The sequence below is a fragment of the Comamonas piscis genome, from assembly GCF_014109725.1.
GTDB lineage: Bacteria > Pseudomonadota > Gammaproteobacteria > Burkholderiales > Burkholderiaceae_C > Comamonas > Comamonas piscis.
The window spans coordinates 1,114,797-1,130,392 of sequence record NZ_CP058554.1; the positions used below are offsets into that span (position 1 = coordinate 1,114,797).

Consider the following 15,596-nt stretch of genomic DNA (forward strand, 5'->3'; position numbering starts at 1 on the left):
AGCCGGCACGGGCCAAGCCGTGCATCAGGGAACTGATGCAAAAAAGTCACAAGCGATGGATGGCAGAGGCGGGCGGTGGGCGGCTGGTCAGGAAGAGGGCGTCTCGCTGCTATTGGGTGGTTTCGTCCAAACCGATGGTTTGCAGATGGCTGGTGTCGCCCCAGCCGACCAAGGTCAGGCCACTGTCTGGCGTCCACAGCAAGCGGTTGACACTGGTATTGGCCAGCTCCCAGGTGCGGGGGGCCTGGATCTCCTGGTGCGTCGCGAGGCGGTAGAGGCAGTCGAGCACGCCGCCGTGGGCGACCAGCGCGATCTGCTGGCCGAGGTGGCCGGCGGCCAGTTCGCCCACGATCTGCGATACCCGGGCCTGCAGCACCTGCAGCGATTCGCCTTGAGGCGGGGCAAAGACCGGGTCGCGCTTACGCCAGCGCAAGGCTGATGGCGGGTCAGACACTTCAATGTCCGCAAAGCGGAAGCCTTCGTAGTCGCCAAAGCTGCGCTCGCGCAAGGCGCTGTGGGTGCTGATCGGCGCACCATTGGCCTGTGCCATCGCCTGGGCGGTGCGCAATGCGCGCTGCAGATCACTGCTGTAGATGTGCGCCAGCGGGGTCTCCGCCAAAGCCTGGGCCAGTTGCCGGGCCTGGCGCTCACCTGTGGCGTTCAGCGGTATGTCCGTATGGCCCTGGATGCGGGCGGCAAGATTCCAATCGGTCTCCCCGTGGCGAATGGCAATGATCTGGGTGCTGTGCATGCGTTCCTTGTTATTTGGATTTGACGCTGGGGGCTACGGGGTTGACGGCCGCAGCAGGTGAGATAGACGAGGGCGCGGGCTGGGTCGATGCAGGCTTGCCACTGGTGGTGGTGCTGACACGGCGTGGCCCTTGCGGCGGCTTGGGAAAGCCGTTGAGTGCCGAGTCGAACAGGATGCGGTAGATCACCTGGTCGTCGACCCAGACATCTTCGTAGCGGGCCGAGGTCTCGTAGACGACTTGCTGGGTCTGGACGTCGCGCAAGGTCAGCTGCACCGCGCGGTAGTGCAACGACGGGCCGGTGTCGCGCCATGCGATGCCGCCGCGCCAGCCCCAACCCCAGCCAGGGCCCCAGCCCAAACCGCCATAAGGGTTGTAGGGGCTGCCAGGCATCAGCCAGCTGTCAGGGATGTAACGAGCTTGCGCATCGATTTGGGCAATTACGCTGCCTTGGCTGTCGTCTCGGCGCAGGCCAACGCCTGCCAATGAGGCTTCTGCCTGCTGAACGACGGTATCAAATTGTGGCCCCAGCGCGATTTGGGAAGGTAGCAGCTGCAGCCGGTAGGTGGGCGGCGCGGGCCGCTGCTGCAGAGTGGAGTAGCTCTGCACATCGCTGTCGATGGTGCGCACACCGGCGCAACCTGCCAGCCAGATGCTGGCAGAGGCGACGACGGCGATTCCTGCCAGGCGCCACAGCGATGGCCGGCTTTGCGCGGGGTGGATGGATGAAAACATGGAGCGGTCTCCCGAAAAAAAAGCGCTGCGCCATAAAGACACAGCGCATGCGCTCAACCATAAGCGTTGGGAGCCGCAGCGGCTGTCAGCCAGGGGCGACAAGCGGGGCTGCATGCTCACAAAAACGGCCTTTAACCCAATTGCACCACCTGCATGCCGGCTGGCAGCGACGGATTGCTGGGCAGGTCGTCATGGTCGAAGGCCTTGTCGCCGTTTTCATCGGCAATACCGGTGGGCTTGGCGTTCTGGAAGTCGAACAGCTTGGGATCCGCCAAATGGGTAGGCACCACATGCTGCAGCGCGCGGAACATGTTGTTGACGCGGCCCGGGTGCTTGCGGTCCCATTCGCGCAGCATGTCGCCAATCATCTGGCGTTGCAAGTTCTCTTGGCTACCGCAGAGGTTGCAAGGAATGATCGGGAAATCGCGGTACTGGGCCCAGCGCTCGGTGTCCTTCTCAGGCACATAGGCCAGCGGGCGGATCACCACATGCTTGCCATCGTCGCTCACCAGCTTGGGCGGCATGGCCTTCATGATGCCGCCGTGGAACATGTTGAGCATCAAGGTCTGCACGATATCGTCGCGGTGGTGGCCCAGCGCCACCTTGTTGCAGCCCAGCTGGTCGGCCACACGGTACAGAATGGCGCGGCGCAGGCGCGAGCACAGGCCGCAGGTGGTCTTGCCCTCGGGCACCACGCGCTTGACCACGCTGTAGGTGTCTTGGTTCTCGATGTGGAAGTCGACGCCCACGCTTTTCAGGTACTCGGGCAGCACATGCTCGGGAAAGCCGGGCTGCTTCTGGTCCAGGTTCACGGCTACCAGGTCGAACTTGATCGGCGCGCGGGCGCGCAGCTTCATCAGGATGTCGAGCAGGGTGTAGCTGTCCTTGCCGCCGGACATGCAGACCATCACCTTGTCGCCGTCCTCGATCATGTTGTAGTCGCCAATGGCGCGCGCGACCTCGCGGCAGAGCCGCTTTTCCAGCTTGTGGTTCTCGCGCTGGATCTTCAAGCGTTTTTCGCTGGAGACGGCGTCCTGCGCATCGTCGCCAGCGGCGTCGTCAAAGTCCCAGCCGTTTGCGGCGGCTGGCTGGGGCTGGAGGTGGGCGGTATCGGTGGGGGCATTCATAGGTTCACCATTGTCCGGTTTCAGTGCGGATTGCAACTTCGCAATCGTCAAAAATCTCTAGCTTGGCGATCTTCACGCGCACGCCGCGCACATTGGGCAGTTGCATCAGCCGCTGGGCGACCTTGCCAATCAAGGTCTCCAGCAGGTTCACATGCTCGGCCGTGCATTCATCGATGATGATCTGGCGCACCTTGCGGTAATCCAGCACATGCATGATGTCGTCATCACTGGGCGCCAACGGTTGCTGGCCCAGGTTGATATCCACATCGACCAAGATGGGTTGCGGCGCAGTCTTCTCGTGGGCGAGGATGCCTAAATTGGCATCAAAACGCAGGCCCGTCAAGCTCAGGGTTTGCAACCCGGTGTCAAATGTCGTCATAAAAGCAGCAAGGCAGCGAAGAATCGCTACATCATCGAAAAATCGCGGTCAAACCGCATCAGGTGCTGGCCGCCGTCCACCAGCAGGCTTGTGCCGGTGATTGAGCTGTTGTCCAGCGCAAAGCGCACCGTGGCGACCACGTCTTCGGCGGTGGAAGAACGCCCCAGCGGGCTCATGCGGTGCAGGGCCTCGAACTTCTCGGGGCTCAGGTAGTCGCTGGTCAGGGTCAAACCTGGGGCCACGCCCACCACCCGCAGGCGCGGTGCCAGCGCCTGGGCCAGCAAGGTGGTGGCCGCTTCCAGCGCCGCCTTGCTCAGGGTGTAGCTGACAAAGTCGGGGTTCATGTTCCAGAGCTTCTGGTCCAGCAGATTCACCACCACGCCCTGGGCCTCGTCGCCCCGCTGGCTGATGTGCTGGTGCAGCAGCTGTGCCAGCACAATGGGCGCGGCCGTATTGCTGCGCACATGGCGCTCCAGTGCCGCATAGCCAAAATCGGTGGCGCTGTCATGCTCGAACAGCGAGGCGCTGTTGACCACCGCATCGACCTGGCCGAAATGGGCGATCACCCGGGGCAGCAAGCCGCGCACCGCAGTCTCGTCGTCAAAATCAGCGTCGAAATGGCCGCTCAGGCCCGTCAGCGCTGCGCAGTCGGCAGCCGTCTGCGCGGCCTCGGCGGCCGAACCCCGGTAGTGCACCGCCACCTGCCAGCCATGGCGCGCCAGCCCGAGCGCAATCTCCCGGCCCAGGCGCTTGGCAGCGCCAGTGACCAGTACGGTGCGTGGGGTCGAAGAAGGCAGTGGCATGGCAAGCGCGCGGCAAGCGGCGACAATAGAGGGGTGAATACAGAACCCTCTAGTTTAACGACTGTACTGGCCAAACGCATCGCTGAGGCTATTGCCCAGGCCGGCGGTTGGATCCCGTTTGATGACTTCATGCGCATGGCGCTGTACGAGCCCGGCCTGGGCTACTACGCCAACAGCCGCAGCAAGTTTGGCGTGATGCCTGAGCAGGGCAGTGACTTTGTCACCGCTCCCGAGCTGTCGCCGGTATTTGGCGAGCTGGTCGCCGCCCAGGTGCAGGATGCCTTTGTCCACACCCAGACCAGCGAGGTCTGGGAGTTTGGCGCCGGCACCGGCGCGCTGGCCGAGCAGCTGCTGTCTACCCTGGGCCCCGCCTGCACCCGCTACACGATTGTCGATGTCTCCGGCAGCCTGCGCCTGCGCCAGCAAGAACGCCTGGCCCGCTTTGGCGACCAGGTGCAATGGGCCGATAGCCTGCCCGCGCAGATGCAGGGCGTGGTGGTCGGCAACGAGGTACTCGATGCGATGCCGGTCAAGCTCTTGCTGCGCCAGCAGGGCATCTGGCAGGAGCGGGGTGTGGTGGTGGGCCGTGTTTCAGAGGATGGCGAGGACATCCGCTTTGCCTGGGCGGAACGCGCTACCCCACTGCGCCCGCCGGTAGAGCCGGAGTTGCCGCTGGAGGCCGAGTACCTGACGGAGATCCATCCCCAGGGCGAAGCCTTTGTGGCGACCCTGGCCGACCGCATCACGCGCGGCGCGGTGCTGCTGATCGACTATGGTTTTGGCGAGCCGGAGTACTACCACCCGCAGCGCCATATGGGCACCCTCGTCTGCCACCACCTGCACCAGGTGGACAGCGACCCGCTGGTGCTGGTGGGCCTCAAGGACATCACCGCGCATGTGAACTTTACGGGCACCGCAGTGGCGGCGCAGGATGCCGGCATGGACGTGCTGGGCTACACCAGCCAGGCGCATTTTTTGATCAACTGCGGTCTGGGCGCCAAGCTGGACCAGCTCGAGGTCATCGCCCGCAGCAAGGCCGCCAAGCTGATGATGGAGCACGAAATGGGCGAGTTCTTCAAGGCCATCATGCTGAGCAAGGGCGTGGAGATCTGGGAACCGGTCGGCTTTGTGCAGGGCGACCGTATGCACCGGCTGTAGCCTGCGCGGCCTCTGGCAGATGGCGGGTCAGGCTGCCAGTGACTGCCGAGGCCGGAAGAATATGGCTGCCGGTGCCAAGCCCTGACACATGGTCTCAGGCCTGAGGGCTCTAGTGGGAGCGCCCTGGCGCAGAACATGCAAGGCTGGCTTGTTGTGCACCGACAGCCTGCTATGGTCGCAGCGCTGCATGACGGCCTGATGACGGCACGCGTAGCCTATCGTTGGTTTCCGCATAAAGATACGCGTTTTAATTCGTTTTCTGATCGCAACGCGCCTTCTACAGTGGGTTCATCACTGGACCGCCAAGGAAGCTGCCATGTCCGCGTTGTTTGATGTTCTGACCGCCCACCCGTTTTTCTTTCGCCGCCCCGTGCCCGACAGCGCGCATCTCGCGGGCCATGCCAGCGGCAGCGCACAAGGCTTTCGGGTGCAGCCCATCCAGCAACCGGCCGGGGCGCAGACGCGGCTGGGCGCCGAGGTCGTCGGGCTGGACCTGTCCCGCCCGCTCGGCCCGGAGGATTTTGCCCGGCTGCAGCAGGCGCACCAGGACCACAGCGTTGTGGTCTACCGCAACCAACGAATTACGCCCGCCGAGCAGATTGCCTTCAGCCGCCGCTTTGGCCCGCTGCAGCGCCATGTGCTGCGCAACTACCAGCTGGCGGACCATGACGAGATCCTGATCGTCTCCAACATCATTGAAAACGGCCAGCCCGTGGGCCTGGGCGATGCCGGCGCGTACTGGCACTCTGACCTGTCCTACAAACCCCAGCCGGCGATGGGATCGCTGCTGCATGCGCAAGAGCTGCCCGAGGAGGGCGGCGACACCTTGTTTGCCGACCAGGTCGCTGCTTATGACGCGCTGCCCTATACCCTCAAGCAGCAGCTGGTGGGCCTGCTGGCCGAGCACAGCTATTTGCTGAAATATGAGGCACTGCGCGAGCGCAATGCCTTCCGCCCCGCGCTGAGCGCCGCGCAGGTGGCCGAGGTCAAGCCCGCCGTCCATCCGGTGGTGCGCACCGATCCGCAGACGGGTCGCAAATCGCTGTTTGTTAGCGAGCATTTCACCACCCGCATTCTGGGCCTGCCCGAAGCCCGCTCGGCTGCGCTGCTGGCCGAGCTGTTTGCGCACAGTACCCAGCCGCAGTTTGTCTACCGCCACCACTGGCGCGACCGGGATATGGTGTTTTGGGACAACCGCGCCGTGCTGCACTTGGCCACTGGCGTGCCGGCCGGCCAGCGCCGCAAGCTGTACCGCACCACCATCGAAGGCGATGTGCCGGTATGAATGCCGCCCAGCACACGCCACGCGCCACAGGGCTGCCGCGGCCGCAGCGCCGCCAGCAGCTGTTTCTGCTATCGCTGAGCCTCGCTGCGGCCTGTTGTTGATCGCCAGCGCGCGCCATTGCGGCAGCGCTGCACGCTCCCCTGACAGCGGCGATTGACGCCAGCCCCCCGTGATCGCCCATCCGCTCCCAGAGCGCGGTGGTGCTGCACGGCGGCCCAACGATTCCAGTTATTTCCTGACACCTACTATGAACTTCCGCAATCCATGGGCGCTGCGCAGCCAGCCGCCCGGCAACCCAGCCACTCCACCGTCCGCCCGTGCCGCTGCCACTACACGCTGCGCCGGTTTGGGCGCGGCCAGCAAAAACGCCGCAGCGGTGCTGGCGGCAACGGCTGCGCTCTGGGGCGTGACCGCCGGTGGCGCCCAGGCTGCCGAGGGCCAGCTGCGCATTGCGCAGCAGTACGGCATCGTCTACTTGCTGCTGAATGTGGCGCAGGACCAGCAGTTCATCGAAAAGCAGGGCAAGGCCCAGGGCGTGGATATCAAGGTCAGCTACCTGCAGTTCTCGGGAGGGCCAGCGGTCAACGATGCGCTGCTCTCGGGCAATGTCGACATTGGTGGCGCCGGGGTGGCACCGCTGTTCACGCTCTGGGACCGCACCAAGGGCAAGCAGAACGTCAAGGGCGTGGCCTCGCTGGGCAACTTTCCCTACTACCTGGTCAGCAACAACCCGCAGGTGAAGACGATTGCCGATTTCACGGACAAGGACCGCATTGCGACGCCGGCCGTCGGCGTATCGGTGCAATCGCGGGTGCTGCAGTACGCCTCTGCCAAGCTTTGGGGCGAGCAGCATTACCAGCGGCTTGACAAACTGCAGGTGGCGCTGCCGCACCCCGATGCGGCAGCGGCCATCATCAAGGGCGGCACGGAGATCACCGCCCACTTTGGTAACCCGCCGTTCCAGGAAGTGGAGCTGGCCGGCAACCCCAACGCGCATATTGTGCTCAACAGCTATGAGGTGCTGGGCGGGCCGGCCTCGTCCACGGTGCTGTATGCCACCGAGAAGTTCCGTCAGGAGAGCCCCAAGACCTACCGCGCCTTCCTCGATGCGCTTGATGAATCGGCGCGTTTTGTGCAGGCCAACCCCGAGCAGGCGGCCGATATCTTTTTGAAAAGCGGTGGCGGCGGCAAGGTCGATCGCAACCTGGTGCTGCAGATCATCAAGAACCCACAAGTGCAGTTCACCATCCAGCCGCAAAACACCGTGGGCCTGGGCCAGTTTCTGCAGCGGGTGGGCGTGATCAAGACCAAGCCCGAATCGGTGCGCGACTATTTCTTTGACGACCCCCGAATCTCCGGAGGCAACTGAGATGCGCTGGCCCTCTTTTGCAAGCCCAGATGGCGATGTAGCGCTGGCCCGGGGCAGCTGGCTGCGCAGCGCGGCCGAGCCCTATGCCAGCCTGGCCGAGGCCGAGCTGGCGGACCGCCTGGTCAGCCGCGCCAGCCCTGTGCCAGCAGCGGCGAGCCCAGTGCCGGCAGGCAATTCCGCCTTGTTAGAGGTGGACCGGGTGAGCATCGACTATGTGACCGATGAGCGTGTGCTGCGCGCCACCCACCAGGTGAGCCTGCAGGTGCATGCGGCCGAGCGCTTTGTGCTGCTGGGGGCATCGGGCTGCGGCAAATCCACCTTGCTCAAGGCCATGGCCGGTTTTGTGCCAGTGAGCGAAGGCGCGATCCGCCTGGGCGGCAAGCAGGTAGCGGGTCCTGGGCCGGACCGGGTGATGGTGTTCCAGGAATTTGACCAGCTGCCGCCCTGGAAGACGGTGCGCGAGAACGTGATGTTCCCGCTGCTGGCATCGCGCCGCACCAGCAAGGCGGAGGCCCGCGAGCGCGCTGATCTGTACCTGGACAAGGTGGGCCTGAGCCGCTTTGCCGATGTGCATCCGCACCAACTGTCGGGCGGCATGAAGCAGCGCGTGGCCATTGCCCGTGCGCTGGCCATGCACCCGCAGGTGCTGCTGATGGACGAGCCCTTTGCGGCGTTGGATGCGCTGACGCGGCGGCGCATGCAAGAGGAGCTGCTGGCGCTGTGGGAGGAGCTGCGCTTTACTTTGGTGTTTGTTACCCATTCGATTGAAGAAGCGCTGGTAGTCGGCAGCCGCGTCGCTATCCTTTCGCCCCACCCGGGGCGTTTGCGGGCTGAAATCAATGCCCATGCCTTTGGCCTGGCCAGCGGCGGCAGTGCCGAGTTTGAGGCCGCGCACCAGCGCATCCACCGGCTGCTGTTTGACGAAGAACGCGCCGGCGCACCCAGCGCAACAAACACCCCGCCCAGCGAGGCAGCAGCGCTGCGCCGCGTGGCCTGAACGGAGCAAAGCGATCCATGGCATCGACCCCACTATCTGCCTGGCCGGGCACCACCAAGGCCCAGCCACCGCTGCGCCCCGAGGCCGAATACGCGCTGCCCGATGTGCCGCAGCAATTAACGGTGCGCCGGCTGCCGCTGGCCCGGCGGCTGCTGCAGCACCCGGCCTTGCGCAAGGCCATCATCCTGGTGGTGCTGGCTCTGGCCTGGGAGCTGGCAGCCCGCTGGCAGGACAACGACCTGCTGCTGCCCACCTTTGGCCAGACAGCGACCACCTTGCTGCGCGAGCTGGGCAATGGCGTCTTGCTGGGCAAGGCTGCGGTGTCGCTGGGCATCTTGCTGCAGGGCTATCTGCTGGGTGTGGCCGGCGCCTTGCTGCTGACGGTGCTGGCGGTGTCGAGCCAGTGGGGGCGCGACGTGCTGACCACCTTGACGAGCATGTTCAACCCGCTGCCCGCCATTGCGCTCTTGCCGCTGGCCTTGCTGTGGCTAGGCCTGGGCCAGGCCAGTTTGTTGGCGGTGCTGGTGCATTCGGTGTTGTGGCCGCTGGCGCTGGCGACCTATGCCGGTTTTCAGTCGGTGCCCGAGACCTTGCGCATGGCCGGCCGCAACTATGGTCTGCATGGCGCCCGCTATGTGCTGCAGATTCTGGTGCCCGCTGCGTTGCCGTCCATCCTCTCGGGGCTCAAGATTGGCTGGGCTTTTGCCTGGCGCACCTTGATCGCCGCCGAGTTGGTGTTTGGCGCCTCGTCGGGCAAGGGAGGCCTGGGCTGGTACATCTTCCAAAGCCGCAATGAGCTTTATACCGACCAGGTATTTGCTGGGCTGGCGCTGGTGATCATCATCGGCCTGCTGGTGGAGAACCTGGTGTTTCACCCGCTGGAGAGGGTGACCGTCAAGCGCTGGGGCGTGCAGCGCTGAGCCGGTGGCTGGGATGCGGGGGTTGTGGTCTCATCCCAACAACCCCCAAGCGCCAAGACAGCGCAGTTTGTAAGACAGTAGCGATTGTTGAAGATTGAGTGATCCTCCGCATAGTGTTTTCATAATCAATTAATGCATACTGATAGGTTTTGCGGTGCCTGGCCGCGCCCATGGGGGGCCGGAAGGTTGCTGCGGCACGCCTGTGACGAATGGGGCGTGCTCCCAACTTGGGTGTACCTATGACCAATTCTTCTCCCGATACGGCGGTATCGCCCGAGGCTGGCGCCACGCCGGCCCCGGGCACACCGACCCCGGAGCCTACTGCGCAAGCGCCTGAAGCCACGGTAGCGCTGCGGTCCAGCCAGCGTTCGACCATGTCGCTGCCGGTGGTGATTCCAGCGCTGGTGGTGCTCGCCGCCTTGCTGCTTGTCTGCGTGCTGGCGCCCGATGCCGCAGACCGCTTGTTCTCCGGCGCGCAGCGTTGGGTAGTGGCCAGTTTTGACTGGTTCTATGTGATGGCGCTGAGCGCCTTCCTGCTGTTTTTGGTGGTGCTGGCCGCCAGCCGTTATGGCGATATCCGCCTGGGGCCGGACGATGCCAAGCCCGAGTTCAGCTTTGTCTCCTGGTCCTCGATGCTGTTTGCCGCCGGCATGGGCATTGGCCTCATGTACTTTGGCGTGGGCGAGCCACTGCAGCATTTCCTCAGCCCGCCCACGCAGGAGCCGGGCACGCCCGCTGCCGCGCGTGAGGCGATGGAGGCCACCTTCTTCCATTGGGGCTTTCATGCCTGGGCGGTGTACGGCACCATGGGCCTGGTGCTGGCCTATTTCGGCTTTCGCTACAACCTGCCGCTGACGATGCGCTCGGGGCTGTACCCGCTGCTGCGCGACCGCATCAACGGGCCCATCGGCCATGGCGTGGATGCCTTCGCGCTGGTGGGCACCATCGCCGGTATTGCCACCACGCTGGGCTATGGCGCGCGCCAGATTGCTGCCGGTATCCACACCCTGACCGGTTGGGAAACCGAGTCTTCCGGGTTCCTGGTCGCCGTCATTGTGGTGGTCGTCACCCTGGCCAGCCTCTCGGCCCTGCTGGGCGTGGACAAGGGCGTGCGCCGCCTGAGCGAATTCAACATGCTGCTGTCGGTGCTGCTGCTGAGCTTTGTCGTGATCGCCGGCCCCACGGCGCATATCTTCAAGGCCTTGAGTGAGAACATCGGCAACTACCTGCAGGGCCTGGTTGGCATGTCGCTGCGCACCTTTGCCTATGCGCCTTCGCGTGAAGAGGGCTGGTTTGGCGGCTGGACGATTCTGTACTGGGCCTGGTGGGTGAGCTGGTCGCCTTTTGTCGGCATGTTCATCGCGCGCATCTCGCGCGGCCGCACGGTGCGCGAGTTCGTCATCGGCGTGTTGTTAGTGCCCACCGCCTTCAACCTGCTGTGGATGACCGCCTTTGGCAACGGCGCCATCTGGGCCGATGCGAACCTGGCAGGCGGCGCGCTGGCGCAGACCGCCACCAATGTGGATGCCTTGCTGTTCCGCTTCTTCGAGTACCTGCCATGGGTCAAACCCGTCTCGTGGCTGGCTGTGCTGCTGATTGGCGTGTTCTTCATCACCTCGGCCGATTCGGGCGCGCTGGTGGTCAACTCCATCGCATCCCGGGGCAACAACGAATCGCCCGTGTGGCAGCGCCTGTTCTGGTGCGTGCTGCTGGGCCTCACCTCCATCGTGCTGTTGCTCGCCGGTGGCCTGGGTGCTCTGCAGGCCGTCACCCTGGTGGCGGCCTTGCCGGTGGCCTTCATCCTGCTGGTGCTCTGCGTCGGGCTGTGGCGCGGCATGGTCGCCGACCTGGCCCACTACTCGCCCGATCTGGCGCCTGCTACTAACTTTTGGAGCGGCCAGCACTGGCGCAAGCGCCTGGAGCAGATCGTGCACCAACCACTGAAAGCCGATGTGCAGCGCTTTTTGCAGGCCACCGTGCTGCCTGCGATGAACGAGGTCGCCGCCGAGATGCAAAAGCGGGGTTTGCAGGCCCACGTGCAAGACAGCCTGGAAGGTGATGCCGACAGTGAAGTGCGCCTGGTTGTGCCCGTCGAAAAGCTGCGTGACTTTGTCTACGGCGTGCGCGCCGTGCGCCGCACGATTCCCACCTTTACGGTGCGGGAGAGTGCGGGCAGCAAGGAGCGCCGCTATATGTATGAGCCAGTGACCTTCTTTGAAGACGGACGGTCGGGCTATGACGTGCAGTATTTGCGCAGCGAGGAGCTCATTGCCGACATACTCCGCCAATACGAGCGCTATCTCTCCCTCAGCGCAGACAAGCGAACGCAAATGCTCAACCGAGCACCAGGGCATACAGATCCTGTGTAAGTTCTTTTGGCCACCTTCGGGTGGCTTTTCTTTTTTGTCTTGGCTATTTGTTGTGGGGTGACTGCTCTGGCGGTGCTGTTGTTGTTTGGGGCATTGGTAGTCTTCGTTTTTAGGTGGCGATATGGGCGCGTAGGCTTTGTTGCGGGGGCTTGCCATACAGACGTATTGTCTGCGCCCCCGACGTCGCGCCTACGCGCCCATCTCGCCATTGGTGGTGATGGTTCAGGCGCTGCGCTCGCTGCTTGGGTGGTTGTTTTGAAGTCCAATGCTTTGGGGCAGTGGTGAACCTTCGCACTGGCGGTGCTGTTGTTGTTCGTGGCGTTGGCAGTTTTCGTTTTGGGGTGGCGATATGGGCGCGTAGGCTTTGTTGCGGGGGCTTGCCATACAGGCGTATTGTCTGCGCCCCCGACGTCGCGCCTACGCGCCCATCTCGCCATTGGTGGTGGTGGTTCGGGCGATGCGCTCGCTGCGTAGTTGGCTGTTCTGAACAGCCGCATTCAATATTTGGCCTTGGTGCTGCGCTTGCTGCTTGGCTGGTGGCTGGAACATCCGGGGCGGCGGTTTGCTGGGTGGTTCTTGCAATCGCGGACAATGGCGGCTTCTTTGCCGCCTTTGCTTTTGCAACCTTTGTCATGTCCTCTTGCCTGTTCACCCATGCCCATGTTTTTACCGGCCGCAGCGAGAGCGATTTCGCGACGGCTTTTGTGGTGGAGGGTGGGGTGGTGCGCTGGGTGGGGCAGGTGGGCGATGCGGCGCAGCCGGCGGCTGATCGCCAAGTGGATTTGCAGGGGCGGACGGTGGTGCCGGGGTTTATTGATGTGCATACGCACCCGACCTTTTTGTCGCAGATCGTTGATGCGGTGCCTTGCACGGTGCCGCTGGTCGAAGACATTCCGGGGTTGGTTGCGGCGCTGAAGCAGCATCCCAAGGCGGGGCTCGGGCCCAACGACTGGATTGAGGGCTGGGGTTATGACGAGTCCAAGCTGAAGGAGGGGCGCACGCCGACGCGCCATGACCTGGATCTGGTATCGACCACGCAGCCGGTGTATGTGGGCCGCTCCGACTGCCACTCGGGCATCTGCAACAGCCGCGCGCTGGCGCTGGCGGGCATTGGCAAGGACACGCCCGATCCCATCGGTGGCCACTTTGGCCGCGATGCTGATGGTTCGCCCAATGGCGTCTTGACCGAGCTGGCAGCCAACAGCGTGGTGCAGCGCGCCAAGGCGGTGCTGGATTACGCCCAGGCGGTGGGTAGCCTGGCGCGCACTTCGCAGCGCTTCAGCGAGCGCGGCATTGTGGCGGTGACCGACATGATGGCCTTCACCCAGCCTTTCCATCACCTTGATGTGTACCGCGATGCCGCCCAGGCAGGCTTCAAGCAGCAGGCGGCGCTGTATTTTTCCTGGGAGCCTTGCAAGGGTGATTTGCGCACGGGGCTAGAGGCCGCGCAAAAGGATGGCCGGGTGAAGATTGCCGGCATCAAGCTGTTTGCCGATGGCTCCATCTCCGGCAAGACCGCTTGGTGCAGCTGCGCCTACAAGCACACAGGCAGCCTGTTTGGTATGTCCTTGCTCAGCAGCGCGGCGCTGGCGCAGGCCTATGAATGGTCGGTCGCCAACGGCGCGCAAATGGCGGTGCATGCGATGGGTGATGCGGCCCTGCAGCTGGTGATCGACTTCTTTGCCGATAAAAAGCCCTGGCTGCCTGGCGGCGTGCCTTCCGTGCGGCTGGAGCATGCCACCTTGCTCAAGCCCGCGCAGATCGCTCAGATGAACGCCATGCCGATGCAGTGGGGCGTGGCCACGCAGATCATCTTCATGTTTGCCGAGTACGAGGCCTATACCGAGAACCTGGTGGCATCGGAGTTCGACCAGTCCTACGCGCTCAAGACCTTCTACGAAGAGATTGCGCATGTGGCGCTGTCGTCCGATGCGCCGGCCACCACCTGGGCCGATCCGGACAATGTCTTTGTCTCCATCCAGGCCGCCGTGCAGCGCCGCGCCTACAACGGCGCCCCGATTGTGGACAGCCAGGCGCTGACGGTGCCGCAGGCCTTGCTGCTCTACACCGCACGTGCGGCCAGCCTGTCGCCGTTCGAGGGCCAGCTGGGCCAGATTGCCCCCGGCTTTGAAGCCAGCTTTGCCGTGCTGGACCGCGATATCTTCACCGTGCCCGTCGCCGACATTGGCAGCCTGCGCGTGCAGGAGACCTGGATTGCCGGCGAGCAGGTCTACCGCGCCGCATGATGAGCACACTGGCCCTTAGCCCTTCGGAGGCGCTGCGATGATCCGCTGGTTAATTGTGATTTTCCTGGCGCTGCTGCTGCTCAACGGCTTTGCCGCGCTGCTGCGCAAGCTAGGGCTGGGGCGGTTGCCAGGGGATTTTGAGATCCGGCTGTTTGGCAGAACCCTGTGGCTGCCGATTGCGACCACCGTGGTGCTGAGCCTGATGGCGGCCGGGATTGCGCGCTGGCTGTAGTCCTGATCAGCGGCCACCCTTGATGCGCTGCAACATTTGTCATGGTTGTAAGTAAATTCAGGGAGTGGATAGGCCCGCCACCCCAGGAGAGCCCCGTCAGCTAAGGGAAAGCTTGTAAACAAATTGTCATCGCGCTTTCATACACTGGCGCGATGTCAAGCATTGAGTTACGGCAAGTTGCCAAATCTTGGGGAAGCACCACGGCGCTGCATTCGGTCGATCTGCAGATCGCGCCGGGCAGCTTTTGCGTGCTGCTCGGGCCATCGGGCTGCGGCAAATCGACGACCCTGCGCATCATGGCAGGGCTGGAAACGGCCAGCGCCGGCCAGGTGCTGATTGGAGGCCGCGATGTGACGCAGCTGCCGCCCGCGCAGCGCGGCATTGCGATGGTGTTCCAGAACTATGCGCTGTTTCCGCATCTGTCGGTGGCTGAGAACATTGGCTTTGGCCTGGCGGTGCGCAAGGTGCCCAAGGCCGAGGCCGACCAACGCTTGAAGGACACGGCAGAGCTGCTGGGCCTGGCCCAGCTGCTGGACCGCAAGCCGGGCCAGCTCTCGGGTGGCCAGCAGCAGCGTGTGGCGCTGGGCCGGGCGCTGGTGGCCCAGGCCCATGTCTGCCTGATGGATGAGCCGCTGTCAAACCTGGACGCGCAATTGCGCCAGGAGATGCGCGCTGAGCTGCGCGAGCTGCAGCAGCGCCTGGGGCTGACAGTGGTGTATGTCACCCATGACCAGACCGAAGCCATGAGCATGGCCGACCAGGTGGTGCTGCTGCACCAGGGCCGGGTGGAGCAGTGCGCGACCCCGCGCGAAATGTATGCCCGCCCCGCCAGCACCTTTGCGGCGCGCTTTATCGGTACGCCGGCGATGAACCTGTTGCGGCTGAGCGAAGGCGCCGTTGCCGGCAGCCAGGTGCATCTCCCCGTGCCGGCAGGTGCCGCATCGCTGGGCCTGCGGCCCGAGGCAGTGCAGTGCCTGGACACAGAAGGCGTTGAGGCCCAGGTCATCGGCACCGAATACCTGGGCGCCGATATGGTGCTGCGCTGCGCGATTGGCAGCGAGCAGATGACGGTGCGCGCACCCGGCCAGCAGAGCGTGGCCGTGGGGCAGGCCCTCCGCCTGGGCTGGCGCGCCGAGGACATGCATTTCTTCGATGCCAATGGCCGACGCATGGCCTGAGGCAGACCCCCATTTTTTCTCTGACTGAGCTGTTTGTGCAGCGCCTGCA

14 protein-coding genes are annotated in these 15,596 nt (G+C 64.2%); 9 read left to right on the forward strand and 5 right to left on the reverse strand.

Annotated elements, in window-relative coordinates; genetic code table 11:
* Positions 1 to 109: 109 nt before the first annotated feature.
* From HS961_RS05040 to HS961_RS05060, 5 genes are all read right to left on the reverse strand, one after another.
* On the reverse strand, positions 110 to 751 hold the full coding sequence (locus tag HS961_RS05040; RefSeq protein ID WP_182326664.1) for a histidine phosphatase family protein: 642 nt from the start codon (positions 749 to 751) through the stop codon (positions 110 to 112).
* A gap of 10 nt (positions 752 to 761) precedes the next feature.
* Positions 762 to 1,484: a hypothetical protein gene (locus HS961_RS05045; RefSeq protein ID WP_182326665.1), complete on the reverse strand. Its 723-nt coding sequence runs from the start codon at positions 1,482 to 1,484 to the stop codon at positions 762 to 764.
* A 131-nt stretch (positions 1,485 to 1,615) separates the two neighbouring features.
* On the reverse strand, positions 1,616 to 2,611 hold the full coding sequence (gene ttcA, locus HS961_RS05050; RefSeq protein WP_182326666.1) for a tRNA 2-thiocytidine(32) synthetase TtcA: 996 nt from the start codon (positions 2,609 to 2,611) through the stop codon (positions 1,616 to 1,618).
* 4 nt (positions 2,612 to 2,615) lie between these two features.
* Positions 2,616 to 2,990, reverse strand: a complete 375-nt coding sequence (locus HS961_RS05055) for a dihydroneopterin aldolase (RefSeq protein ID WP_182326667.1) — start codon at positions 2,988 to 2,990, stop codon at positions 2,616 to 2,618.
* A gap of 26 nt (positions 2,991 to 3,016) precedes the next feature.
* Positions 3,017 to 3,793 carry an SDR family oxidoreductase gene (locus HS961_RS05060; protein WP_182326668.1) on the reverse strand — a complete coding sequence of 259 codons (777 nt, stop codon included), beginning with the start codon at positions 3,791 to 3,793 and terminating at the stop codon, positions 3,017 to 3,019.
* Between the two features lie 33 nt (positions 3,794 to 3,826).
* Here HS961_RS05060 and HS961_RS05065 point away from each other — a divergent pair, with 33 nt between their 5' ends.
* From HS961_RS05065 to HS961_RS05105, 9 genes are all read left to right on the forward strand, one after another.
* A complete protein-coding gene (locus HS961_RS05065; RefSeq protein WP_238347798.1) occupies positions 3,827 to 4,951 on the forward strand; it encodes a class I SAM-dependent methyltransferase in 1,125 nt (374 codons plus the stop codon).
* A 316-nt stretch (positions 4,952 to 5,267) separates the two neighbouring features.
* Entirely contained in the window at positions 5,268 to 6,236 is a 969-nt protein-coding gene (locus HS961_RS05070) for a TauD/TfdA dioxygenase family protein (RefSeq protein ID WP_182326670.1), read from the forward strand.
* A gap of 247 nt (positions 6,237 to 6,483) precedes the next feature.
* Complete coding sequence (locus tag HS961_RS05075; protein WP_182326671.1) at positions 6,484 to 7,605, forward strand: ABC transporter substrate-binding protein; 1,122 nt, start codon at positions 6,484 to 6,486, stop codon at positions 7,603 to 7,605.
* A gap of 1 nt (position 7,606) precedes the next feature.
* Positions 7,607 to 8,602, forward strand: coding sequence for an ABC transporter ATP-binding protein (locus HS961_RS05080; protein WP_182326672.1), 996 nt, complete (start codon positions 7,607 to 7,609; stop codon positions 8,600 to 8,602).
* A gap of 17 nt (positions 8,603 to 8,619) precedes the next feature.
* Complete coding sequence (locus tag HS961_RS05085; protein WP_182326673.1) at positions 8,620 to 9,522, forward strand: ABC transporter permease; 903 nt, start codon at positions 8,620 to 8,622, stop codon at positions 9,520 to 9,522.
* A gap of 374 nt (positions 9,523 to 9,896) precedes the next feature.
* Positions 9,897 to 11,891: a BCCT family transporter gene (locus HS961_RS05090; RefSeq protein ID WP_182328137.1), complete on the forward strand. Its 1,995-nt coding sequence runs from the start codon at positions 9,897 to 9,899 to the stop codon at positions 11,889 to 11,891.
* A gap of 632 nt (positions 11,892 to 12,523) precedes the next feature.
* Complete coding sequence (locus HS961_RS05095; RefSeq protein WP_182326674.1) at positions 12,524 to 14,137, forward strand: amidohydrolase; 1,614 nt, start codon at positions 12,524 to 12,526, stop codon at positions 14,135 to 14,137.
* A 37-nt stretch (positions 14,138 to 14,174) separates the two neighbouring features.
* The gene (locus HS961_RS05100; RefSeq protein ID WP_182326675.1) at positions 14,175 to 14,369 is read left to right on the forward strand and encodes a DUF2905 family protein; all 195 of its coding nucleotides are present in this window, start codon (positions 14,175 to 14,177) and stop codon (positions 14,367 to 14,369) included.
* Between the two features lie 152 nt (positions 14,370 to 14,521).
* Entirely contained in the window at positions 14,522 to 15,547 is a 1,026-nt protein-coding gene (locus HS961_RS05105) for an ABC transporter ATP-binding protein (protein WP_182326676.1), read from the forward strand.
* Positions 15,548 to 15,596: the final 49 nt, after the last annotated feature.

What these genes read in the sequence shown, in the direction of transcription:
- HS961_RS05040 (WP_182326664.1), bottom strand. Translation starts at nt 751, where the DNA reads ATGCACAGCACCCAGATCATTGCCATTCGCCACGGGGAGACCGATTGG.
- HS961_RS05045 (WP_182326665.1), bottom strand. Translation starts at nt 1,484, where the DNA reads ATGTTTTCATCCATCCACCCCGCGCAAAGCCGGCCATCGCTGTGGCGC.
- ttcA (WP_182326666.1), bottom strand. Translation starts at nt 2,611, where the DNA reads ATGAATGCCCCCACCGATACCGCCCACCTCCAGCCCCAGCCAGCCGCC.
- HS961_RS05055 (WP_182326667.1), bottom strand. Translation starts at nt 2,990, where the DNA reads ATGACGACATTTGACACCGGGTTGCAAACCCTGAGCTTGACGGGCCTG.
- HS961_RS05060 (WP_182326668.1), bottom strand. Translation starts at nt 3,793, where the DNA reads ATGCCACTGCCTTCTTCGACCCCACGCACCGTACTGGTCACTGGCGCT.
- HS961_RS05070 (WP_182326670.1), top strand. Translation starts at nt 5,268, where the DNA reads ATGTCCGCGTTGTTTGATGTTCTGACCGCCCACCCGTTTTTCTTTCGC.
- HS961_RS05075 (WP_182326671.1), top strand. Translation starts at nt 6,484, where the DNA reads ATGAACTTCCGCAATCCATGGGCGCTGCGCAGCCAGCCGCCCGGCAAC.
- HS961_RS05080 (WP_182326672.1), top strand. Translation starts at nt 7,607, where the DNA reads ATGCGCTGGCCCTCTTTTGCAAGCCCAGATGGCGATGTAGCGCTGGCC.
- HS961_RS05085 (WP_182326673.1), top strand. Translation starts at nt 8,620, where the DNA reads ATGGCATCGACCCCACTATCTGCCTGGCCGGGCACCACCAAGGCCCAG.
- HS961_RS05090 (WP_182328137.1), top strand. Translation starts at nt 9,897, where the DNA reads ATGTCGCTGCCGGTGGTGATTCCAGCGCTGGTGGTGCTCGCCGCCTTG.
- HS961_RS05095 (WP_182326674.1), top strand. Translation starts at nt 12,524, where the DNA reads ATGTCCTCTTGCCTGTTCACCCATGCCCATGTTTTTACCGGCCGCAGC.
- HS961_RS05100 (WP_182326675.1), top strand. Translation starts at nt 14,175, where the DNA reads ATGATCCGCTGGTTAATTGTGATTTTCCTGGCGCTGCTGCTGCTCAAC.
- HS961_RS05105 (WP_182326676.1), top strand. Translation starts at nt 14,522, where the DNA reads ATGTCAAGCATTGAGTTACGGCAAGTTGCCAAATCTTGGGGAAGCACC.